At 73.1% G+C, this 20,241-nt stretch carries 19 protein-coding genes; 15 read left to right on the plus strand and 4 right to left on the minus strand.

The genetic code is table 11. The annotated features are described in order from the left end of the window. The first annotated feature begins 48 nt into the window (after positions 1-48). From ACIBG4_RS20680 to ACIBG4_RS20720, 9 genes are read left to right on the plus strand one after another with little or no spacing between them, the layout of a single operon-like run. Positions 49-957: a hypothetical protein gene (locus tag ACIBG4_RS20680; protein ID WP_310707171.1), complete on the plus strand. Its 909-nt coding sequence runs from the start codon at positions 49-51 to the stop codon at positions 955-957. Between the two features lies 1 nt (position 958). After that, positions 959-2,173, plus strand: a complete 1,215-nt coding sequence (locus ACIBG4_RS20685; RefSeq protein ID WP_397203157.1) for a methyltransferase domain-containing protein — start codon at positions 959-961, stop codon at positions 2,171-2,173. Continuing rightward, a complete protein-coding gene (locus tag ACIBG4_RS20690; RefSeq protein WP_310707169.1) occupies positions 2,170-2,946 on the plus strand; it encodes a glucose-1-phosphate cytidylyltransferase in 777 nt (258 codons plus the stop codon). The genes ACIBG4_RS20685 and ACIBG4_RS20690 overlap by 4 nt, the downstream gene beginning before the upstream one ends. Continuing rightward, positions 2,943-3,599, plus strand: coding sequence for a PIG-L deacetylase family protein (locus ACIBG4_RS20695; protein WP_355437667.1), 657 nt, complete (start codon positions 2,943-2,945; stop codon positions 3,597-3,599). The genes ACIBG4_RS20690 and ACIBG4_RS20695 overlap by 4 nt, the downstream gene beginning before the upstream one ends. A gap of 2 nt (positions 3,600-3,601) precedes the next feature. After that, positions 3,602-4,621, plus strand: a complete 1,020-nt coding sequence (locus ACIBG4_RS20700; protein WP_397203158.1) for an NAD-dependent epimerase/dehydratase family protein — start codon at positions 3,602-3,604, stop codon at positions 4,619-4,621. Beyond that, positions 4,618-5,889, plus strand: a complete 1,272-nt coding sequence (locus ACIBG4_RS20705; protein WP_397203159.1) for a DUF4910 domain-containing protein — start codon at positions 4,618-4,620, stop codon at positions 5,887-5,889. Before ACIBG4_RS20700 ends, ACIBG4_RS20705 begins: the two co-directional genes overlap by 4 nt. Beyond that, a complete protein-coding gene (locus tag ACIBG4_RS20710) occupies positions 5,886-6,851 on the plus strand; it encodes a hypothetical protein (protein ID WP_397203160.1) in 966 nt (321 codons plus the stop codon). Before ACIBG4_RS20705 ends, ACIBG4_RS20710 begins: the two co-directional genes overlap by 4 nt. A 24-nt stretch (positions 6,852-6,875) precedes the next feature. Beyond that, complete coding sequence (locus tag ACIBG4_RS20715) at positions 6,876-8,324, plus strand: oligosaccharide flippase family protein (RefSeq protein ID WP_397203161.1); 1,449 nt, start codon at positions 6,876-6,878, stop codon at positions 8,322-8,324. Continuing rightward, positions 8,324-9,214, plus strand: a complete 891-nt coding sequence (locus tag ACIBG4_RS20720; RefSeq protein WP_397203162.1) for a glycosyltransferase family 2 protein — start codon at positions 8,324-8,326, stop codon at positions 9,212-9,214. Before ACIBG4_RS20715 ends, ACIBG4_RS20720 begins: the two co-directional genes overlap by 1 nt. A 6-nt stretch (positions 9,215-9,220) precedes the next feature. On the opposite strand, the gene ACIBG4_RS20725 is transcribed toward ACIBG4_RS20720, so the two are convergent. Continuing rightward, positions 9,221-10,387, minus strand: a complete 1,167-nt coding sequence (locus ACIBG4_RS20725) for an acyltransferase family protein (protein ID WP_397203163.1) — start codon at positions 10,385-10,387, stop codon at positions 9,221-9,223. 172 nt (positions 10,388-10,559) lie between these two features. On the opposite strand from ACIBG4_RS20725, the gene ACIBG4_RS20730 reads away from it, so the two are divergent. Then, positions 10,560-11,354, plus strand: a complete 795-nt coding sequence (locus ACIBG4_RS20730; protein WP_397203164.1) for a hypothetical protein — start codon at positions 10,560-10,562, stop codon at positions 11,352-11,354. Positions 11,355-11,372: 18 nt separating this feature from the next. Here the strand turns inward: ACIBG4_RS20730 and ACIBG4_RS20735 are convergent, their stop codons facing one another. Then, positions 11,373-12,176 carry a 2OG-Fe(II) oxygenase gene (locus tag ACIBG4_RS20735; protein ID WP_397203165.1) on the minus strand — a complete coding sequence of 268 codons (804 nt, stop codon included), beginning with the start codon at positions 12,174-12,176 and terminating at the stop codon, positions 11,373-11,375. 156 nt (positions 12,177-12,332) lie between these two features. On the opposite strand from ACIBG4_RS20735, the gene ACIBG4_RS20740 reads away from it, so the two are divergent. After that, positions 12,333-12,995: a hypothetical protein gene (locus tag ACIBG4_RS20740; RefSeq protein ID WP_397203166.1), complete on the plus strand. Its 663-nt coding sequence runs from the start codon at positions 12,333-12,335 to the stop codon at positions 12,993-12,995. After that, on the plus strand, positions 12,992-14,422 hold the full coding sequence (locus ACIBG4_RS20745) for an O-antigen ligase family protein (protein WP_397203167.1): 1,431 nt from the start codon (positions 12,992-12,994) through the stop codon (positions 14,420-14,422). The genes ACIBG4_RS20740 and ACIBG4_RS20745 overlap by 4 nt, the downstream gene beginning before the upstream one ends. Here the strand turns inward: ACIBG4_RS20745 and ACIBG4_RS20750 are convergent. Further along, positions 14,361-14,909: a dTDP-4-dehydrorhamnose 3,5-epimerase family protein gene (locus ACIBG4_RS20750; protein WP_310707157.1), complete on the minus strand. Its 549-nt coding sequence runs from the start codon at positions 14,907-14,909 to the stop codon at positions 14,361-14,363. The genes ACIBG4_RS20745 and ACIBG4_RS20750 overlap by 62 nt on opposite strands. 228 nt (positions 14,910-15,137) lie before the next feature. On the opposite strand from ACIBG4_RS20750, the gene ACIBG4_RS20755 reads away from it, so the two are divergent. Genes ACIBG4_RS20755 through ACIBG4_RS20765 form a run of 3 tightly spaced genes read left to right on the plus strand, consistent with a single transcriptional unit; the run spans position 15,138 to position 19,303 of the window. Further along, positions 15,138-15,890, plus strand: a complete 753-nt coding sequence (locus ACIBG4_RS20755) for a WecB/TagA/CpsF family glycosyltransferase (protein WP_355437686.1) — start codon at positions 15,138-15,140, stop codon at positions 15,888-15,890. Between the two features lie 42 nt (positions 15,891-15,932). Beyond that, positions 15,933-17,975: a glycosyltransferase gene (locus ACIBG4_RS20760; RefSeq protein WP_397203168.1), complete on the plus strand. Its 2,043-nt coding sequence runs from the start codon at positions 15,933-15,935 to the stop codon at positions 17,973-17,975. Continuing rightward, positions 17,975-19,303, plus strand: a complete 1,329-nt coding sequence (locus ACIBG4_RS20765; protein ID WP_397203169.1) for a hypothetical protein — start codon at positions 17,975-17,977, stop codon at positions 19,301-19,303. Before ACIBG4_RS20760 ends, ACIBG4_RS20765 begins: the two co-directional genes overlap by 1 nt. Here ACIBG4_RS20765 and ACIBG4_RS20770 read toward each other — a convergent pair. Then, on the minus strand, positions 19,285-20,181 hold the full coding sequence (locus ACIBG4_RS20770) for an NAD-dependent epimerase/dehydratase family protein (RefSeq protein WP_397203170.1): 897 nt from the start codon (positions 20,179-20,181) through the stop codon (positions 19,285-19,287). The genes ACIBG4_RS20765 and ACIBG4_RS20770 overlap by 19 nt on opposite strands. Positions 20,182-20,241 lie beyond the last annotated feature (60 nt).

The raw sequence follows: 20,241 nt of genomic DNA on the forward strand, positions 1-20,241 counted from the left end.
GCCACGGTCCGAACCCCGCACCTATACCTCGAGAAAGGGATCTTCCACATGACGGCCGTCCTCTCCAACAGCACGGTGACCGACGACCGGCGGCGCGACATGCTGTTCCGGGGTGACCTGTTCGTCCACTCCGCCTCGCCGGCGGCCACGGAGCTGGTGCGCTTCGCCCGGGAGCTGGTCGCCGACGCGTTCGGCGCGCGCGACCCGGAGACCGCGCAGCACGACATGCCCGTGGAGGACTTCGCCCGGCTGCTGGCCGAGCTGAAGCCACGCTTCATCCACCATCCGAGGTGCAAGGAGCTGGTGCCGGCGCTCATCGAGGAGCGCGGCTGCGACCCGTCGCTGACCTACTTCGACGTGCCCCGCTTACGCACCTCCACCTCGCACGACTACCTGGTCTCGGGCATCTCGTACGCCTTCCACCCGCACCGCGACTGCTGGTACTCGGCCCCCTTCAACCAGGTCAACTGGTGGGTCCCGGTCTTCGAGGTGGTGCCGGAGAACGTGATGGCCTTCCATCCCGGCTACTTCGACACGCCCGTGCGCAACGGCAGCGCCGGCTACGACTACGCGGAGTGGAACCGGACGAGCAGGCGGACCGCCGCCCGGCACGTCCACGGCGACACCCGGTCCCAGCCGAGGCCGGAGGAGGAGATCGACCTCGACCCGCAGATCCGGGTCGTGCCCGAGCCGGGCGGGGTGCTGATGTTCTCCGGGGCCCACCTGCACTCGACGGTGCCCAACACCTCCGGCCGGACCCGCTTCAGCATCGACTTCCGGACCGTGCACCTCGCCGACGTGCGCGAGCGCAGGGGCGCGCCCAACGTCGACGCCCGCTGCACGGGCACCACGCTGCGCGACTTCGTCCGGTGCCGCGACCTCGCGCCGATGCCCGAGGAGCTCGCTGCGGCCTACGAGGCCGAGGCCGAGGCCCTGGCGCCGGCCGGGGTGCGCTGACGTGGCCGCCGCCTGCCGGCTGTGCGGCTCCACCGGCCTGGCCGGGGTGGTGGATCTCGGCGCGACGCCGCCGTGCGAGTCGTTCCTCCCCGCGGACCGGCTCGACGAGCCCGAGACGACCTACCCGCTGCACCTGCGCGTCTGCACGGAGTGCTGGCTGGCCCAGCTGCCGCCGCTCATCACCCCCGAGCAGACCTTCACCGAGTACGCCTACTTCTCCTCGTACTCGACGTCGTGGGTGGAGCACGCGCGGCGCTTCGTCGAGGAGCAGGACCTCTCGCCCGGCGCGTTCGTGGTGGAGGTGGCCAGCAACGACGGCTACCTGCTCCAGCACGTGGTGGAGCGCGGCGTGCGCTGCCTCGGCATCGAGCCGTCGGCCAACGTCGGCCAGGCCGCCCGGGACCGCGGCGTGCCCACGCTCACCGCGTTCCTCACCCCGGAGACCGCCCGCCTCGTCCGCGAGGAGCACGGGCCGGCCGACCTGGTCGTCGCCAACAACGTGTACGCGCACATCCCCGACGTCACCGGCTTCACCCGCGGGCTGCGCGCCCTGGTGGCCGACGACGGGCGGGTCTCCATCGAGGTGCAGCACCTGCTGACGCTCATGGAGCTCAACCAGTGGGACACGATCTACCACGAGCACTTCCAGTACTACACGGTGGCCTCGGCGCGGCGGGCGCTGGCGAGCGGCGGCCTGAGGCTGGTGGACGTGGAGCTGCTGCCCACGCACGGCGGCTCCATCCGGCTGTGGGCGGTGCCGGACCCGACGGCCTCGCCGTCCTACCGGGTGGCCGACGTGCTGGCCATGGAGAAGGCGGCGGGGCTGCACGAGCTGTCCGGCTACCACGACTTCGCGGCGCGGGTGGCGAAAGTCCGGCGCGACCTGCTGCGCTTCCTCGTCGACGCGGCGGACGCGGGCCGCACGGTCGCCGGCTACGGCGCCCCGGGCAAGGGCAACACGCTGCTCAACTACTGCGGCATCCGCCCCGACCTGCTGCCGTACACCGTGGACCGCAACCCGTACAAGCACGGCCGGTTCACGCCCGGCTCGCGCATCCCCGTGCTGCCGCCGGAGCGGATCGCCGCCGACCGGCCGGACTACGTGCTGGTGCTGCCGTGGAACCTGCGTGACGAGCTGGTCGAGCAGCTCTCCTACGTCCGCGAGTGGGGCGGCCGGCTGGTCTTCCCGATCCCCGAGCTGGAGGTGGTGTCGTGAAGGTCGTCCTGTTCTGCGGCGGGCGGGGCACCCGGATGCGCAGCGAGATGCCGGGCGGGGACCTGCCCAAGCCCATGCAGTTCGTCGGGCCGCGCCCCCTGCTCTGGCATGTGATGCGCTACTACGCGCACTTCGGGCACAAGGAGTTCGTCCTCTGCCTCGGCTACGGGGCGCAGCACATCAAGGACTTCTTCCTCGGCTACCGCGAGACGGTCTCGAACGACTTCGTGCTCCGAGACGGGCGCGTGGAGCTGCTGTCCAGCGACATCTCCGGCTGGTCGGTCTCCCTGGTGGACACCGGCGTGGACTCGCCCATCGGGGAGCGCCTGCGCCGGGTGCGCGACCACCTCGACGGCGAGGAGATGTTCCTGGCCAACTACGCCGACGTGCTGACCGACGCGCCGCTGACCGACATGATCCGCCGCTTCACGGCCACCGACGCGGGCGCGTCCATGATGGTGGTGCCGCCCACCAACACCTTCCACGTGGTGGACGTCAGCGAGGCGAACGTCGTCGGCGGCATCACCCCGGTCAGCGCGATGCCGCTCTGGGTCAACGGCGGCTTCTTCGTGCTGCGCCAGGAGATCTTCGACCACATCCCGGAGAACGGCGACCTGGTGGCCGACGGCTGCGCCGAGCTGGCCAAGCGCGGCCGGCTGCTCGCCTACCGGCACCGCGGCTACTGGCGGCCCAGCGACACCGTCAACCAGCGGCTGGAGCTGGACCGCTCCTGGGAGCGCGGCGACCGGCCGTGGGCCCTGTGGGAGGCATGACGGTGAGAGGACTCCGGCCGGGCGCGCTGACCCGGGTCGTCGCGCTGGGCGCGCACTGCGACGACATCCCCATCGGCGCCGGCGGCACCCTGCTGACGCTCTGCGCGGGGCGGCCCGGCGTGCGGGTGGACGCGCTCGTGCTGTCGGGCGGCGGCACCGGGCGGGAGGACGAGGAGCGGGCCGCGCTGGCCGCCTTCTGCCCCGGCGCGGACCTGGCCGTCACGGTGCTGAAGCTGCCCGACGGGCGGCTGCCGTCCCACTGGGAGCAGGCCAAGGACGCGCTGGAGGACCTGCGCGCCGAGACCAGCCCCGACCTCGTCCTCGCCCCCTGGCACGGCGACGCGCACCAGGACCACCGCGGCCTGGCCGAGCTGGTCCCCACCGTCTTCCGCGACCACCTCACGCTCGGCTACGAGATCGTCAAGTGGGACGGCGACCTCGGCCGCCCCTCGGTCTACCAGCCGCTGACCCCCGGGACGGCCGAGGCCAAGGCCGGCCTGCTGGAGCGCCACTACCCGTCGCAGCAAGGGCGGTCCTGGTACGACCGGGAGGCGTTCCTGGGGCTGGCCCGCGTCCGCGGCGTCGAGTGCGGCGCCCGCTACGCCGAGGCGTTCCACACCCGCAAGCTCACCATCGACCTGGCTGGAGACTGAACGTGCGGATCCTTCTGACCGGGCACCAGGGCTACCTGGGCACCGTGATGGCCCCCGTGCTGAGAGACGCGGGCCACCAGGTGGTCGGCCTCGACTCGGGGCTGTTCGCCGACTGCGTGCTCGGGCCCGTGCCCGACGACCCGCCCGCCCACGCGACGGACCTGCGGGACGTGACCCCCGACGTGCTCGACGGCGTGGACGCCGTCGTCCACCTGGCGGCGCTGTCGAACGACCCGCTCGGGTCGCTGGCGCCCGAGCTGACCCACGCCATCAACCACCACGCCTCCGTACGGCTGGCCCGCCTGGCCAGGGACGCCGGGGTGAGCCGCTTCCTGTACGCCTCCACCTGCTCGGTCTACGGCGCCTCCGGCGGCGACGGCCTCGTGGACGAGGACGCGCCGCTGCGGCCCGTCACGCCGTACGCGGAGTCGAAGGTGCGCGTGGAGGACGACCTGGCGGAGCTGGCCGACGCCGACTTCTCGCCGGTGTTCCTGCGCAACGCCACCGCGTTCGGCTTCTCGCCCCGGCTGCGTGCCGACATCGTGCTGAACAACCTGGTGGGGCACGCCCACCTGACCGGCGAGGTGCGGGTGCTGTCCGACGGCACCCCGTGGCGTCCGCTGGTGCACGCCCGGGACATCGCCGAGGCGTTCCTGCGCGCCCTCACCGCGTCCCGCGAGGCCGTCCACGGCCGGGCCTTCAACGTGGGCACGGAGCGCAACAACGTGACGGTCGCCGAGATCGCCGCCGAGGTCGCCGAGGCCGTGCCCGGCTCCACGCTGGTCATCACCGGCGAGACGGGGAGCGACCCGCGCTCGTACCGGGTGGACTTCTCCCGCGTGCGGCAGGCGCTGCCCGGCTACGAGGCCCGCTGGACGGTCAAGGAGGGCGCGGCGGAGCTGGTGGACGCCTACCGTGCGTACGGGCTGACCAGGCACGACTTCGAGCGCCGTTACACGCGCCTGGCCAGGCTGTCGGACCGGCGCGCCGCGGGCGAGATCACCGCCGAGCTGCGGCCATGACGCCTGACGAGATGCACGCCCTGGTCGAGCGGCTGTACCCGATCTGCCGGAGCATCACCGGCGACGGGGTCCGCCGCACCCTCGACGTGGTCGGCGAGCGGCTGCCGCTCACCGTGACCGAGGTGCCGACGGGCACGCAGGTGCTCGACTGGACGGTGCCGAAGGAATGGAACATCCGCGACGCCTACGTCAAGGACCTCTCGGGCCGGCGGGTCGTCGACTTCCGCGCCTCGAACCTGCACGTGGTCGGCTACAGCGTGCCCGTCTCCGGCGTGTTCACGCTGGAGGAGCTGCGCCCGCGCCTGCACACGCTGCCGGAGCAGCCGTCCCTGGTCCCCTACCGGACCGGCTACTACGCCGAGACGTGGGGGTTCTGCCTCAGCCAGGACGTCCTGGACGGGCTCGGCGAGGGGCCGTACGAGGTGCTGGTCGACTCGACGCTCGCCGACGGGTCGCTGACCATCGCCGAGCACGTGCTGCCGGGCGAGCTGCCGGACGAGGTCGTCGTCTCCTGCCACGTGTGCCACCCGTCGCTGGCCAACGACAACCTCGCCGGGATCGCGGTCGCCACGGCCCTGGCGACCCGGCTGGCCGCGATGCCGGGGCGGCGGTACACGTACCGGTTCCTGTTCATGCCGGGCACCATCGGCGCGATCACCTGGCTGGCGCTCAACCGGGACCGCGTCGGCCTCGTCCGGCACGGGCTCACCCTGGCCTGCGCGGGCGACCGGGGGCAGCTCACCTACAAGCGCAGCAGGCGCGGCGACGCCGGCATCGACCGGGCCGTCACGCACGTGCTCAGGGACCGGCCGCACACGGTGCTCGACTTCTCGCCGTACGGCTACGACGAGCGGCAGTTCTGCTCGCCCGGCTTCGACCTGCCGTTCGGCGGCCTCACCAGGACGCCGTACGCGGGCTACCCGGAGTACCACACCTCGGCCGACGACCCCGGATTCGTCACGCCGGAGGCCATGGCCGACACCCTGGACGCGCTGTGGCGGGTCGTCGGGGTGCTGGAGGGGGAGCGCACCTACCTCAACCTCAGCCCGTACGGCGAGCCGCAGCTGGGGCGGCGCGGCCTCTACGGATCTCTCGGCGGGAGAAGTGACACGAAACAGGCGCAGATGGCGATGTTATGGGTGTTGAACCTGTCCGACGGGGACCACAGCCTGCTTGACGTCGCCGAACGCTCGGGACTGCCCTTCGAGGCGGTCGAGGACGCCGCGCGGGCGCTGGCCGCCGCGGGACTGGTGAAGGAGATCGCTTGAACCTCAGGGTCGGAGACGTGGTGGAGGTGCGCGGCGAAGCCGAGATCCTCGCCACGCTGGACGAGCGCGGCGAGCTCGACGGGCTGCCGTTCATGCCGGAGATGCTGGCGTTCTGCGGTCGCCGGATGACCGTCCACAAGGTCGCGCACAAGCTGTGTGACACGCAGACCCGCAGCGGACTGCGCCGGATGGAGCGCGCGGTCCACCTGACCGGGGCGCGCTGCGACGGCTCGGCGCACGGCGGCTGCCAGACGGCCTGCTCCCTGTACTGGAAGGAGGCGTGGCTGAAGCGGGCGGGGGACGGCGGCGAGGCGTCCCCGGCCGTGCCCGAGGGGCGGCTTCTGCCGTTGCTGGAGGTCAACACCCGCAAGCCGCCCGGGGCGGACGGCGAGGAGCGCTACTCCTGCCAGGCGACGGAGCTGCTGCGCGCGGCCCCGGTCTGCCTGCCGGTCCGCAGCGTCGGCCAGTACGTCACCGACGTGCGCTCCGGCAACGTCGGGCCGGTCCGCACGGTCCACGCGCTGCTCATCGGGGTCTTCAACCGGCTCCAGGCGGTCAGCAGGCGGGTCCTGCCGAAGCGGCTGTGGTTCAGGGAGGGGCTGCGCTGGGGGTTCCTGCGCCCGGGGCTGCGCGGCCGGACGCCCACCGGCTCGCTGGACCTGGAACCGGGCGAGCTGGTCCGGGTCAAGCCGCAGGCGGAGATCCTGGCCACGCTCAACCAGGACATGCTCAACCGCGGGCTCGGCTTCGAGGAGGAGATGGCGCGCTACTGCGGCAAGGTGGTCCGCGTCCAGGCCCGCGTCGAGCGGTGCATCGACGAGCGCTCCGGCCGCCTGCTCACGATGAAGTCCCCCTGCATCACGTTGGAGAGCGTGGTGTGCCAGGGGGTGCACAGCCTCAACTGCCCGCGCGAGTTCGTGCCGTTCTGGCGCGAGATCTGGCTCGAACGGGTCACCCCCTAGCAGGCATGGCCGGGAAAGGCACGGATGGACGAGACGGAGCGCGTCGAGGAGATCGGCGCCCGGGCGGGCCGAGGGCTGCGCTGGAGCATTCTCGGCAACCTCGTCACGAGGGCCGGCTCGTTCGCGATGGGGCTGGTGCTGGCGCGCGTGCTCGCGCCCGAGGACTTCGGCACGTACGCGGTGGCGCTGGCGGCGACGCAGCTCGTCATGCACATCAAGGACGTGGGCATCCAGGCGGCGACCGTGCAGTGGCGGGGCCGCCTGGAGGAGATCGCGCCCACGGCCACGGTGCTGAGCTTCCTGTTCGCCACCGGGCTGTACGGGATCTTCTGGGCGTTCGCCCCGGTCTTCGCCCGGATGGCCGGTGACGAGGAGGCCACGGGCGTCGTCAGGCTGCTCACCTCGATCATCCTCATCGAGGCGTTCACCGCGGTCCGCAGCGCCGCCCTGCTGCGCCGCTTCGACCAGGACAAGCTGACGCTCGCCATCATGGTCGGGTTCGTGGCGAACGCCGCCGTGGCGATTACGCTGGCGTTCGGCGGCGCGGGCGCCTACAGCTTCGCATGGGGGCAGGTCGCCGCGTCGGTGGTCACCGGGGTGCTGATCTTCGTCTGGGGCTGGGTGCCGGTCAGGATCGCGCTGGACCGGGAGGTCGCGGGCAGGCTGCTGCGCTTCGGCATCCCGTCGGCCCTCGGGTTCGGGCTCGAAGCGGTGCTGATGAACGCCGACTACGTCGTGGTCGGGGACGTGCTCGGGTCCGAGCAGCTCGGCTACTACCTGCTGGCGTTCAACGTGTCGAGCTGGGTGCCGGGCATCATCGGCACCGCCCTGCGCTACGTCTCCCTGCCGAGCTTCTCCCGCCTGGCGGAGGACCCGGCGGCGCTGGCGGAGGGGGTGCGCAGGTCCGTGCCGGTGATGGTGGCCTTCGTGCTGCCGCCCGCGCTGGTCATGGGCGTCCTCGCGCACCCCCTGGTCACCTTTCTGTACGGCGAGCGGTGGGACTTCTCCGCGGGCGTGCTGCGCTGGCTGGCCGTGCTCATGGTGGTGCGGATGCTGATCTCGTTCCTGGCCGTGGACATCCTGACCGGGCTGGGCGCCACCAGGACCACCGTGTGGCTCAACCTCGTGTGGGCCGCCGCGCTGCTGCCCGCGCTGGTGGCCGGGGCGCACCTGGGCGGCATCAGGGGCGCGGCCGTCGCGCACGCGCTGGTGGCCGTGGTCGTCGCGTTCCCCGTCGCCCTGCTCCTCCTGCGCCGCGTCGGCGTGCGGGTCACGCCCGCGCTGCCCGCCCTTGTCCGGCCCGCGGCGGGAGCGGTCGCCGCGGGCGCGCTGATGCTCGTCCTGGACTCGCTGACCTCCGGCGGGCCCGCGCTCGTGCGGCTCGCCGTCGCCGGCGGCGCCGGGCTGCTGCTCTTCGTCCTGGTCGTGGTGCCCGGCGCCGCGCTGCACAAGCTCGTCAGAAGGAGCGCCTGATGGCATTCGACGACACGCTGGTCTCCGTGGGGCTGCCCGTCTACAACGGCGCCGACCGCGTGGAGAAGGCGATCACCTCGGTCCTGGCGCAGGACCATCGCGCGATCGAGCTGGTCATCTGCGACAACGCCTCGACCGACCGCACCGAGGAGGTGTGCCGTGACTGGGCCGCGACCGACCCGCGGATCGTCTACCACCGGCAGCCGGAGAACATCGGGCAGCTGCGCAACTTCAGCGACGCGATCCGCCGCTCCCGGGGGGAGTTCTACCGGTGGGCCGGCGACGACAACTGGCTGGCGCCGGACTACGTCTCCCGTTGCCTGGAGGTCTTCGCCCGGGACGAGCGGCTGCTCCTGGTGACCACCCAGCAGGCGTACACCGGCCCGGACGGCACGACGCGGACCGCGCCGTACACGGGGACCGGCTACCTGTCCGACGACCCCGTGGACCGGTTCGCCGAGTCGCTGCGGATGCTCAACGAGGACCCGTTCGCCATGGACCCGCTGTACGCGCTGATGCGCCGCACCCGCGTCATGGCCGTCAACCGGGGCCCCGTCCTGCTGCGCGAGGACGAGATCTTCGCCGCCCGGATGGCGCTGGCCGGCCCGTGGGGGCACGTGCCCGAGATCCTCGCTGGCCGTGACTGGGAGGCGCAGCGCATGGCCGACATCGCCCGCAAGCTGGGCGCCCCGGCCTGGCACGTGCGCGTCCCCACGCTGCTCCAGTGCAGGGAGCTGCTGCGGGCGCTCGGCGAGGTCGGGCTGAGCCCCGCCCAGCGCCGGAGGGGCCGGGCGATCGTGGCCCGCATGTACGTGCGCAGGCACGGCACGGCCGCCGTCCGCCGGGGCCGCCGGCTCGCCGGCCTGGGCGCCGCGCTGGTCGGCCGGTAGCCCCGGTCACTCCCCGGGCGCCTCGGGGACGGGCCGCGCCCGCGAGAGCCGCTCCCGTACGGCCGCCCGCAGCGCCGCCGTCCCCCGGTGGCGCTGGAACGGCAGCTCGAACAGCGCGGCGAACCCCCGGGCGAACACCACCGAGACCGGCACGGCCAGCGCCAGCAGCACCAGGAACCCGGTCACGCCCGGCTCGAAGCGCGGCGCGACGACGAAGTGGTGCAGCACGACCACCACCGGCGCGTGCACCAGGTACAGGCTGTAGGAGAACGAGCCGAGCGAGCGGATCGGGCGGCTGTCGAGCAGCCGCACCAGCGGCCTCGGCCGCCCGCCCGCCACGGCCGCCAGCAGCAGCCCGGCCGCGGGCGCGAGCGCCAGGTCCACCCAGAAGAAGTGCGCGACCGTCCAGACCGGGCCCTGGACGGCGACGAGGGCGACCACGGGGACGACCGCGCCGAGCGCCGCCCAGGGCAGCGCCGCCCGGACCGGTCCCCGTACCGGCGCGCGCAGCACCCCGGCCGCCAGCACCCCGGCCGCGAACAGCACGGCGAACTGCGGCGTCAGCCGCATCAGCATCCCCACCGCGGGCACCCCGCCCGCGAGCAGGCCCACCGCCACCACGACGACGGTGACGGCCGCCACCATCGCGACCGCGCCGAGCCGCCGCACCACCAGCAGCAGGAGCGGGAGGGCGAAGTAGAGCTGCGCCTCGATCGCGATCGACCAGAACGCCCCGTTGGGGCTCGGCGAGCCGAACAGGTCCTGCACGAGCAGCCCGTGGAAGACCACGCTCTTCGCCGTGGGCGCTCCCTGGCCCGGCTGCGGCACCAGCGCCCACGCGACCGCGAGGCTGAACACCAGCGCCGCCCAGTACGGCGGCAGGATGCGCCACGCGCGGCGGCGCGCGAACCGGCCCAGCCCGCCGAGCCGCCAGCCGGACCGGGCGGGGGAGACGGCCAGCGAGAAGCCGGACAGCGTGATGAAGACGACGACGGCGAAGTGGCCGTACAGCAGCCAGCTCGCCCAGGCGGGGCCCGTGTCGGCGGGGAAGCCGGGGAAGGAGAGGAGCCGGCAGTGGTGCAGCACCACGAACAGCGCGGCCAGGCCACGGATGCCGTCCAGCCCGCTCAGCCTTCCGGGCTGCTCGGACGGCGCAGTCTCCCCCGACGTCATGCCCACCCCCGCACCGGCCGGTTTCCGGCCACCGTGCAGTTCATCGCGTCAGAACAGGCCGGCGTAACAAAGCGGATGTAACGGGCGTACGGGAAATTGCGATGTTCGCCTTGGAACGGTCTTTCGGGGGTTTATGGCGCCCCCGTTGCCGCGCGTATCGGGCAGGGGATAAATGGAATTCTGGACGACCATTCTCGGCCTCGCCCGGCAGAAGTTCATCGCCATCCCGGTCGCCGTCCTCGCCGTCGCATTGGCGTTCACCGGATATCTGGTGATCCCCGAGCGGTACGTGACCAGTGCCTCCATGGTCCTCGTCACCCCGTCCGGCGGCGGCTCCATCGACGGCACCAAGCCCGTCGCGCAGACCAACCCCCTGCTCCAGTTCACCGACGACCTGCGGACCACCGCCAGCATCCTCATCCTGGCCATGAACACCTCTGACGTGTTCGCGTCCGTCGGCGTCACCGAGGACGGGCCGACCGAGCTGACCGTCGACGACGGCCGCAGCAACCCGACGCTGCTGGGCGTGGGCACCACCGGCCCGTTCATCTACGTCCAGGTCGAGAGCGACTCGCCCGCCACGGCCGCCAAGGTCCTGGCGGCGACGCAGGAGCGGCTGCGGCAGGAGCTGGAGGACCGGCAGAACGAGCTGAAGGCGCACCCGATCACCTTCGTGCAGGCCGAGGACGTCGTACGGCTCCCGCCGGAGGCGGACGGCTCGGCCAGGCTCCAGGGCGCCGTCGGCGGGCTGCTGCTCGGCCTGGTGGCCGGGTTCGGGGCGGCGTACGCGGTCGTGCGCCGGAGGCTGTTCCCGCGCACCCCGGTCCCCTCCGAGGAGAGCGAGCCCGAGGGGGCGCCGCCGGAGGACCTGGCGCCGGAGCCGGCCGGTGACGGGCCGGAGCCCGCCCCGTCCGGCGATCTGGACGAGACGGGCCCCATCGACGTCGTGCGTCTCAACGGCCGCTGACCCCGCGCGGGACCGCGGCTACTTGCGGCGGGCGGCCAGGTCCGCCAGCGCGGGTGGCACCCACCGCCTGGCCGTCTGCCGGAGGCTGCTCTTCCACTCCTCGCCCGGCCGCTGCTTGAACTGGGTGTCGTGCTCGTCCAGCCGCTCCTGGTCCGGGCGGCCGTTGGTGTAGTAGTACAGCGCCATCGAGCGGCGTGCCCGGTCGTCCGGGCAGGTCAGCGGCTCCGGGTGGCCGTGGTTGGCGTCGTCGGTGGTGGCGAACAGGACGAACCGGTTGAACACCGGCAGGATGCGGTGCTCGCAGGTGGTCATGTCCTTGTCCCAGAGCTGGAGGTGGCCGCCGTACGACTCCTCCCAGTCCTTGTTGAGGTAGAGCAGCCCGTTCAGCCGGCGGTCGAGGTCGAGCCTGCGGTGCCGGTTGAAGTCGACGTGCACCTTCAGGAACCCGCCGGGCCGGATCTGGTGCAGCCCGCCGCCGTCGTAGTGGGGGTCGGACACGAGGTGCTCGATGCCGGTGAGCCGCTCCAGGAAGTCGACGAACACCTGGCCGTTGAACTCGGCCAGCAGATGGCGGGTGGCGGGGCCCATGCGCTCGGTGTCGGCGAGCGCGAGCTTGATCTCCCTGGCGTTGTCGAAGCGCTGCCACTCGGGGTCGCGGGGCTCGGGGAACTCGGCGAGCACCGGCTCCAGGACCTCGGCGGGCAGGAAGTCGTCGATGACGACATGCCGGAACGGGCTGGCCTTGAGAAAGCTTTCCCGAAGGCCGTCGGCGAGCGGAAGGAGTTCGTCGCGGCGGAAGGTAAAGCTCTGCACGTGCTGCATCGGTGCTCCCCACCCCTGAATGGACGCGAAATGCCCCGGCAGTGACATCGCGATGCACCGTTGTCTCGTTACAAATTCCCCGGTAACGCCGCATGCCGGATTAAACGATGACTTGGTGGGAGAACATGGGTTTTCCGGCACGGGGGAGGAAGCGCCTTGGACTTCTGGGGGACGGTCCTGGTCGTGTTCCGGCGCTGGTACGTCACGCTGCCCGCGTTCCTGCTCTCCCTCGGGGTGGCGTTCGCCGTCTACCGGACGGTCCCGGCCGTCTACCAGTCGAGCGCGGTGCTGGTCCTGACCGTGCCCGTCACGGGCGGGAGCGTTCCAGCCAACCCCGACTACCCGAACCCCCGCGTCAACCCGCTGCTCAACTACGACGGCGCGCTCAACGTCTCCGCCTCGATCCTGCTCCAGGCGCTCAGCGCCCCCGAGACCGCGGCGAGACTCGGCGCGCCGCCGGGCGGCGACACCACGTACGTGGTCCACAACGGCAGCGCCAACCCCGAGCTGCTGGCCAACGGCCCCTTCGTGATCATCGAGGCGAAGAGCCCGTCGGCGCAGGTCGCGCACGCCCTCGTCGTCAAGCTGGTGCAGCAGGCCAAGATCGAGATGGTCGCCCGCCAGCAGGTGCTCCAGGCGCCGCCGAGCACGTACATCAAGCTCACCGAGATGGTGACGCCGACCAGCCCGCTGGAGCAGCGCGGCGGCAAGAGCCGGACGGCGGCGGCCGTGCTGGCGCTCGGCCTGTTCGCGGGCCTCACCGCCGGCTTCGCCGCGGAGAGCGTCGCCGCGGCGCTGGACCGGCGGCGGCCGGCATGACCACCCCGGCCACCTCGGCCACCGCCGCCCCGGCCGGGACCCGGACTCCGCCGGAGGCGTCCGCGCCGCCGGGGCCGCACCGGGCCGACGGCGCCACGCTCGGCGTCGTGTTCGCCGTCATCCTCATGATCGTCCCGGCCCGGCTGGTGTACCGGGGCCTGTCCTTCGCGATCACCCCGGCCGAGTCCGTCGGCCTGTTCGCGCTGGTGTGGTGGCTGTGCGCGCACTTCACCGGCACGCTCGGCGCCGCCAAGGGCCGCACGCTCGTCCGCTCCGCCGTGTTCGTGTACGCCGCCGCGCTGCTGGCCTCGTACGCCTACGCGACGGCCGGCGCGCTGCCCCGGGACGAGGTGGAGCTGGCCGACCACATGCTGATCACCGCGTTCGCCATGATCGGTGTCGTGCTGCTCGTCGTGGACGGGGTGCGCGGGCGGGACCGGCTCGACCTGGTGCTGAAGACGGTCGCCGTGATGGGCGCCGTCCTCGGGGTGGTGGGGGCGGTGCAGTTCCTGTTCGCCTTCGACCCGACGAAGTACATGGTGCTGCCCGGCCTGCGCTTCACCCAGCAGGAGCTGTTCATCCTGGAGCGCAACGGGCTGAGCAGGGTGGCGGCGACCACCGGGCACCCCATCGAGTTCGCGGTCATGTGCGCGATGATCCTGCCGATCGCCCTGCACTTCGCGTTCCAGGCGCGCGAGCGGGGCCGGCCGTCGCTGCGGTGGTGGGTGTGCGCGGCGCTGATCGCGGCCGGGATGGTGTTCTCGGTGTCGCGCTCGGCCTTCGTCGGGCTGGCGGGCGCCGCCGTGGTGCTCCTCATCGGCTGGCCGAAGGTGCGGCGACTGCTCGCGGCCGGGGCCGCGCTGCTCTTCCTCGCCGGGGTGAAGCTCGTGGTGCCGGGCGTGCTGGGGGCCATCGTCGCGCTGTTCACCAACATCTCCAACGACTCCAGCCTGCGCTGGCGGACCATGGACTACGCCACCGCCGCCACCGAGATCGGCCGGCACCCCTGGCTGGGCCGGGGGCTGGGCACCTGGTACGCCCCGAAGTACCTGGTCTTCGACAACCAGTACATCCTCACGACCGTCGAGACCGGGATCATCGGCGTGCTGGCCTTCGCCGGGCTGTTCGCGGCGGGCATCTGGTCCGCGCTGCGCGCCAGGCGCCTGCTGGCCGACCCGGCGGGCCGCGACCTCGGCCTGACGCTGGCGGCCTGCCTGGTGGTGCCGCTGATCGGCTCGGCCACCTTCGACCTGCGCGCGTATGCGGTGATCACCGGGCTGTCGTTCCTGCTGGTGGGGGCGGCGGGAGCCCTCCTGCGCGAGGCCCGCGCCGCGCGGGCGGCGACCCCCGCCGCGCAGGGCGGACTCAGCCGAGCAGGCGCTCCCGCGCCTCCTTCCACGAGCCCGCCGCGAGATCCCGCGCGCTGATGGCGGTGACCGGGAGCGGCCAGCCGATGGCGAGGTCCGGGTCGTCGTAGCGCACCGTCAGGTCCTCGGCCGGGTCGTGCTCCCTGTCGATCCGGTAGCACACGTCGGCCTGCTCGGTCAGCGCCTGGTAGCCGTGGAAGAGGCCCGGCGGCACGTACAGGTGGGCGAACTCCTTGTCGTCGAGCACCACGCTCCAGCTCTCGCCGAACGTCGGTGAGCCGGGTCTCGCGTCCACCAGCACGTCGTGGATCGCCCCGCGGGCGCACCTGACCAGCTTGGCCTCGCCCCGCCCGAGCCGGCAGTGCATCCCGCGCAGGGTGCCGAGCCGCGACCGGGACTGGCTGTCCTGGACGAACGCGGCCGGGTCGAGCCCGTGCTCGGCGGCCATGGCCGTGTCGAAGGTGCGGGTGAAGAAGCCCCTGTCGTCGTGGTGGGGGGTCGGGACGAAGATCAGGACCCCGTCGAACGCGCCTCGCTCCACTCTCATGCGCCCATGATCGCCGCCCGCCCGCCGCATCGGAAGCCCTCGCCCGACCTGGTCGAGCGATCCTCGACCGGCGCGCCGGAATCGCAGGTCGAGCGAGCCTCGACCGCCTTAGGTAACGACTGTGTCTCTTATGCCGATTATGTCGTGAAAGGTCGTGATGTTAGGTCGGCTGCGCGAAGGAGCGACACCATTCCGGCGGATCCCTTCCTCACGACCCCACCGGCGCGCGTGCGCGTCGGAGCGGTCCACATCCTGGCCCTCACCGAGACGGCGGTCGCCGAGCACGTCTCCCGGTCCTGGGCGGACGGCCGGGGCGGCGCGATCGTCACCGCGAACGTGGACATCGTCAGAGCCGCCACCCGCGACCCCGCCCTGGCCGCGCTGGTCGCCCGAGCCGAGCTGGTCGTCGCCGACGGCATGCCGGTCGTGTGGGCGGGCCGCCTGGCCGGGGCCGCGATCCCGGAGCGGGTGACCGGCGCCTCGCTCGTCCACTCCCTGTCCGAGCGGGCCGCGGCGGACGGCCGCTCCGTCTACCTGCTGGGCGGCGACCCCGGCGTGCCCGAGGCCGCCGCGGCGGCGCTCGTGGCACGCAGCCCCGCGCTGCGGATCGCGGGCACCCACTCGCCGCCGTACGGGTTCGACACCGACGCCGAGGGCCGGCGCGAGGTGGCGGAGCGGGTGCTCGCGGCCCGCCCCGACCTCGTGCTGGTCGGTCTGGGCTTCCCCAAGCAGGAGCGGGTCATCGAGGGCCTGCGGGCCGCGCTGCCCGCCGCCTGGTTCCTCGGGTGCGGCGCGGCCATCCCGATGGCCGCCGGCCGGTTCAGCCGGGCCCCGCGCGCCCTGCAGAGCGTGGGCGGCGAGTGGCTGCACCGGCTCGCCCTGGAGCCGCGCCGCCTGGCCCGCCGCTACCTGCGGGAGGACGCCCCCTTCGCCGTCGCGCTGCTCGCCGGCGCCCTCCTCGGCCGCTTCCGACGCCCTTGACCCGACAAGCTCGACCCGACGCTCCTGAGAGGCCACGCCCGCATGCTCGCGATAGTGATCGTCACCTACTTCAGTGAGCGGGTCGTCGGCGACTGCCTGCGCTCCCTGGCCGCCGCCGGAGCGGGCGACGCCCGGGTGATCGTGGTGGACAACGACTCGGCCGACGCGACCCTGGCGCGGGCGCGGGAGGCGCTGCCCGCCGTCGAGGTCGTCTCCACGGGCCGCAACGCCGGCTTCGGCGCCGCCGTGAACGCCGGGATCGCCGCGGCCCCCGGCTGTGACGTACTCGTGCTCAATCCCGACATCCGGCTCGACCCCGGCGCGATCACGGCGCTGCGGGAGGCGCTGGCCGAGCCGGGCACGGGCATCACGGTCCCGCGCCTCACCGACGACTCCGGCCACCGGCACCTCTCGCTGCGGCGCCGCCCCACCGTGCTGCGGGCGTTCGGCGAGGCGCTGCTGGGCGGCCACCGGGCGGGCCGCGTCCCCGCGCTGGGCGAGCTGGTCGTGGCCGAGCAGGCGTACGAGCGGCCGGGCACCGCCGACTGGGCGACCGGCGCGGCCTGGCTGGTCTCCCGGCGCTGCCTCGACGCGACCGGCCCCCTCGACGAGCGGTACTTCCTGTACTCGGAGGAGACCGAGTACATGCTGCGCGCCGGGGACCGCGGCTTCGCCGTCCGGTACGTGCCGGCCGCCCGCGCGGTCCACCTGGGCGGCGAGCAGGCCACCTCCAGCCGGCTGTGGGCGTTGTCCGCGGCGAACCGGGTCAGGCTCCACCGGCAGCGTCACGGCCGGCCGCGCGCCCTGCTCATGCGCCTGGCCGTCGCGCTCAACGAGGCGCTGCGCGCCGCCACCCGGGGCGCGAGCGGCGGGGCACGCCACCGGGCCGCCCTGCGCGCCCTGTGGCGCATGCCGCGCTGGCCCCGGGAGACACCCGAGCCGCCCGGCTACGTCTGCTTCTCCGCCCAGGACTGGTGGTACCACAACCAGGCGCACTCCGACTTCCAGCTCATGCGCTCGATCGCCGCCCACCGCGAGGTGCTGATCGTCAACAGCATCGGCATGCGCATGCCCACCCCCGGCAGATCCACCCAGGTCCTCCGGCGGATCACCCGCAAGCTGCGCAGCGTCGCCAAGCTCGTGCGCGAGCCGCTGCCCGGCTTCCACGTGATGTCGCCGCTGCCGCTGCCGTTCTACGGCTCGCCCCTGCTGCGCCGCCTGAACGCGGTGCTGGTCCGGGCCCAGGTGGCGGCCGTGTGCCGGGCGCTCGGCATGCGCCGCCCGGTCGTCGTGGTCACCATCCCCACGGCCTGGGACGTGGTGCGCCCCATGGCCAGGAGGTCGCTGGTGTTCAACCGCTCCGACAGGCACTCGGCGTTCCCCGAGGCCGACGCCGCCGCCATCGGCGCGCTGGAGCGCGCGCTGCTGGCCCGCGCCGACCGCGTCGTCTACGCCAGCCGGGCCCTCATGGCGGACGAGCGCCCCCTCACCGGCGACCGGGCGCACTTCCTCGACCACGGCGTGGACCTCGGCCACTTCACCCGCACCGCCGCGCTCCCGCCCGACCTGGCCGCCGTCCCCGGGCCGCGGATCGGCTTCTTCGGCGCGCTGGACGACTTCGTCGTGGACTTCGACCTGCTCGAACGCGTCGCCGTCGAGCTGCCGCACGCGTCGCTGGTGCTCATCGGCGACGCCACCGCGCCGATGGAGCGGCTGACGAAGTATCCCAACGTCCACTGGCTCGGTTTCCGCCCGTACGAGCGGATACCCGGGTACGGGTCGGGCTTCGACGTGGCCATCATGCCGTGGCAGGACAACGCCTGGATCCGGCACGCCAACCCGATCAAGCTCAAGGAGTACCTGGCGCTCGGCCTGCCCGTCGTCAGCACGGAGTTCGCCGAGCTGGCCGCCTACACCGGCCGGGTCAGGGTCGCCGCCGGCCATGCCGCGTTCGTCGAGGCGGTGAAGCTCACGCTCGACACTGGCGGCCCGGCGACGGCGGGGGAGCTGCGCGCTTCCGTGCTGGACGCGTCCTGGTCCACGCGGGCCCGCGAGCTCATGGCGCTGGCCGAGGGGGAGCGCTGATGCGGGTCCCCCGCCCGCTCCTCGCCCTGTCGGCCGTCCTCGTCGCGGCGGTCCTGGTCTGGGCCGTGCTCAACCTGCGCCCGGCCGGGCCCGGCGCCGAGAACCCGCCGCCGACCGGCCCGGCCTCTGCCGCGCCCGCGCTCAAGCCCGTCGACTGGGAGGGCGGCCCCGCCTACTACGGTCGCTTCCCGGCCACCGCCGCCGCCGGCTGGACCGACCCCTCCTTCTTCCCCGTCGGCGTCTGGTACGAGTCCGTCATCACCCAGGACGACGTGGACAAGGACCGCGAGGCCGGCATCAACACGTACGTCGAGCTGACCGAGACCAGCGACATGGCGCTCATCAGGAAGAACGGCATGTTCGCCATCACCGGCAAGCCGATCGGTGGCTACGGCGCCGAGACCGTCGCCTGGCTCATCACCGACGAGGCCGACATGTGGGCCGGCCCCGGAGACGACGGCTGGACCGGCAACTTCCCCGGCCAGGGGCCGCTGTGCGTCCCCGACGACCCGCACAAGGAGCGCTGCGGCTACACGGTGATGAAGACGCTCAAGGACCGCCTGCCCAAGAACGACGGCCGGCCGCACTACGCCAACTACGGCAAGGGCGTCATGATCTGGCAGAACGACCGGCAGGCCGGCCGGTTCGTCAACGACTACACCGACCTCGTCTCCCTCGACGTCTACTGGTACACCAGCTACTACGCCTGCCTGGACGCCCAGAACTCGCTGAAGTTCCGGGCCGGCCAGTGCGCCAGGGCCGCCAACTACGGCCTGCTCATCGACCGCCAGCGCAGGCTCGACGCCCTCGACGGCAAGCGGCAGCCCATCTACGCCTTCGTCGAGGTCGGCCGGCCCGCGCCCGAGGACAAGCGGCCGATCGAGCCGGCCGAGCTCAAGGGCGCCGTCATGAGCTCCCTCATCCACGGCGCCCGCGGCGTCGTCTACTTCAACCACAGCTTCGGCGGGCCGTGCCAGAGCCAGCACGTCCTGCGCGACGCGTGCGGCGTGCGGACCAGGCCCGCCGTCATCGAGGTGAACAGGCAGATCAAGGAGCTGGCCCCCGTCCTCAACACCCAGTCGCTCGCCCACGACTTCGGCAAGGGCGTCGACACGATGCTCAAGCGCTACGGCGGCTCCTACTACCTGTTCGCCATGCCCGGCCTGGACGGCGGGCCGGGGACGCGCACGTTCACACTGCCGCCCGGCCTCCCGGCGGGCCAGGTCGAGGTGCTCTTCGAGAACCGGCGCGTCCCCGTGAGCGGCGGCTCGTTCACCGACGCCTTCGCCACGGAGAGCACCTACCACATCTACCGGATCACACCCTGACGGGCCGCGTACCAGGCGACCGTCCGGCGCAGGCCCTCCTCCAGCCCGACGCCCGCCTCCCAGCCGAGCAGCTCCCGCGCCGGCCCGGTGTCGGCGGCCTGCGGGACGTCCAGCGGCCGGTCCGACACCGCGCCGAAACGCGGCCCGCGGCCGCTCCCCACGATCCGGTGGAGCAGCTCCACCACCTCGCGGACCGACGCCCGCACCCCGGTGCCCACGTCGAACGCCCGCCCCACGGCCCGCCCGCTCACGCCCGCCGCGGCGAAGGCCGCCACCACGTCGTCGACGTACACCCAGTCCGCCACCTTCGCGCCGCTGGTCAGCCGCGGCTCCTCGCCCCGCAGCAGCGACAGCGTCACGTACGGCACCAGCTTCGTCCCGTCACGCTGCCCCGGCCCGTACACCATGGTGGGCCGCACGATCGTGTACGGAACGCCCCACAGCCGGTGGAACAGGTCCGCGTACCCCGAGGCCGCGGCCTTGGCCATCGCGTACGGCGAGGGCGGCGCCGCGTGCCCGTTGCCCGGCCGCGGCTCCTCGCTCGACCCCGCCAGCACCACCCGGCTGCCCGACCGGGCCGCGGCCGCCAGCACGTTGACCGTGCTCGTCAGGTTGCCCTGCAGCGTGGGCAGCACGGTCCCGGTCTCGCGGGCGCCGTCCACCTCGCCCGCCAGGTGGTACACCACGTCGGGCCGCACCGCGGCGAGCAGGCCCTCCACCGCGGCTGCGTCACGCAGGTCGGCCCGGTGCCACGTCACCCCCGGCACGGCCGGCGGCTCCGAGCGGCTCACCCCGTGCGTCTCGCCCGACAGCCCCAGCCGCCGGACCAGGTGCGAGCCGATGAAGCCGGTGGCGCCCGTCACCAGCGACCCGGGCATGTGTCCCCCCAGACATGACAGAGGGGACGGCTGTTCGCCGTCCCCTCATCCTCGGTCCAT

Origin of the sequence: Nonomuraea sp. NPDC050383, from assembly GCF_044459125.1 — a bacterium.
In the GTDB taxonomy this organism is placed as follows: Bacteria; Actinomycetota; Actinomycetes; order Streptosporangiales; family Streptosporangiaceae; genus Nonomuraea.

Excerpts from the sequence above, each read along its gene's own strand:
- ACIBG4_RS20735 (WP_397203165.1), bottom strand. The coding sequence starts at position 12,176 with ATGCAGCACGTGCAGAGCTTTACCTTCCGCCGCGACGAACTCCTTCCG.
- ACIBG4_RS20730 (WP_397203164.1), top strand. The coding sequence starts at position 10,560 with ATGGAATTCTGGACGACCATTCTCGGCCTCGCCCGGCAGAAGTTCATC.
- ACIBG4_RS20720 (WP_397203162.1), top strand. The coding sequence starts at position 8,324 with ATGGCATTCGACGACACGCTGGTCTCCGTGGGGCTGCCCGTCTACAAC.
- ACIBG4_RS20745 (WP_397203167.1), top strand. The coding sequence starts at position 12,992 with ATGACCACCCCGGCCACCTCGGCCACCGCCGCCCCGGCCGGGACCCGG.
- ACIBG4_RS20680 (WP_310707171.1), top strand. The coding sequence starts at position 49 with ATGACGGCCGTCCTCTCCAACAGCACGGTGACCGACGACCGGCGGCGC.
- ACIBG4_RS20695 (WP_355437667.1), top strand. The coding sequence starts at position 2,943 with ATGACGGTGAGAGGACTCCGGCCGGGCGCGCTGACCCGGGTCGTCGCG.
- ACIBG4_RS20760 (WP_397203168.1), top strand. The coding sequence starts at position 15,933 with ATGCTCGCGATAGTGATCGTCACCTACTTCAGTGAGCGGGTCGTCGGC.
- ACIBG4_RS20770 (WP_397203170.1), bottom strand. The coding sequence starts at position 20,181 with ATGCCCGGGTCGCTGGTGACGGGCGCCACCGGCTTCATCGGCTCGCAC.
- ACIBG4_RS20765 (WP_397203169.1), top strand. The coding sequence starts at position 17,975 with ATGCGGGTCCCCCGCCCGCTCCTCGCCCTGTCGGCCGTCCTCGTCGCG.
- ACIBG4_RS20725 (WP_397203163.1), bottom strand. The coding sequence starts at position 10,387 with ATGACGTCGGGGGAGACTGCGCCGTCCGAGCAGCCCGGAAGGCTGAGC.
- ACIBG4_RS20750 (WP_310707157.1), bottom strand. The coding sequence starts at position 14,909 with ATGAGAGTGGAGCGAGGCGCGTTCGACGGGGTCCTGATCTTCGTCCCG.
- ACIBG4_RS20715 (WP_397203161.1), top strand. The coding sequence starts at position 6,876 with ATGGACGAGACGGAGCGCGTCGAGGAGATCGGCGCCCGGGCGGGCCGA.
- ACIBG4_RS20705 (WP_397203159.1), top strand. The coding sequence starts at position 4,618 with ATGACGCCTGACGAGATGCACGCCCTGGTCGAGCGGCTGTACCCGATC.